This is a genomic window from Neisseria sp. P0021.S007, assembly GCF_051956855.1.
In genome coordinates this window covers 1-1,132 of sequence record NZ_JBQCXA010000124.1, presented here as the reverse complement: position 1 = coordinate 1,132, position 1,132 = coordinate 1, and the positions used below count along the sequence as shown (strand labels likewise).

Below are 1,132 nucleotides of genomic sequence, written 5' to 3'. Positions count from 1 at the left end.
TCTTAATTCGACGGGGTTGGTCATGAATAATTCCTTTGTGCCGTTTCAGACGGCCTCATGAAAAAGGCCGTCTGAAAACATGTTTAATTCAAAGATCCGTTTTCGGCATCGCTCCAATCGGATTGGCGCGTACTGGCTTCGTGCAACAGCTCATCCTTCATGGCTTCGTATTTGGTGCTTGTTTTGTTGCTGATCGGTTTCATCAATGGCTTACTGTCGATGACGCCGCCCGGCAAAATAGCGGGGAACTGAGATTGCGCCCATTTGACAATGCTGACGGCAGGACTGTTCATCAGCAGACGGGACACGGGGGCGCGCCAAATGATTTGGTCGATAATGCCGTTCGGTCGATAGGCGTTGTCGCCAAAACCATCGCCATCAAGATCGAATGTACTGTTGTCGCTCCAATAATTGCCTCGGCCGCCCTCTCCCCAATCAAGGAAACGGGTGCTGACGTATTTAACTTGGCTTTCGTTGTTGATAAACGAATTATTGGACAGACTTGTGCCTTCAATAGCCGCGGTAAAGTGAATGCCGATTTGACAGTTTTCAAAATGGTTGTCAAAAATTTTATTGAAGTTGGCGTTATAGGCGAATACGCATTTACCGGCTTTGTTGATAATGTTATCGTTAATATCGGAATGGTTGACGTAATTGAGCATAATGCCTTGGTCACGGCTGCCTACGGCGATATTGCCATACACTTTGAGACGCTCTGAGAACATCAACACATAGCCCATATTGTTGCCGACAGAGATGTTGTTGCTGACCTCGCTGTCGTTGGTGTACATATAATGCACTGCAAAACGCAAATCGCTGAAACGATTGCCTTTATAGGTATTGTTTGTACTGGTATTAGAAAAAATACCGTCACGGCCTTTGGAAATATCGTTGTCGACTACTTGCGCGCCCGGCGCATTCCAAACCGTTACGCCATTACCGCGCTCATTCACACGCAATGTGGCTTCCCCGACAATCTTATTTTCGCGCACCATCGATTCTGCCGCGCCATGGATGTATACGCCGACTGAGTTGTCCAAGACATTATTGTGTTCAACCAATGCTCGCGGAGCCGTTTCCTCAAGATAAATCCCTGCATCCATGGCCGGCAGGCTCAAGCCTGAATTGGAAA

General features: G+C 47.6%; 1 protein-coding gene. It reads right to left on the bottom strand.

Annotated elements, in window-relative coordinates:
• Positions 1 to 83: 83 nt before the first annotated feature.
• Positions 84 to 1,132: nitrous oxide reductase family maturation protein NosD (gene nosD / locus ACTHUR_RS11625; RefSeq protein WP_440398674.1), on the bottom strand; the 1,049-nt coding region annotated here is incomplete at its 5' end.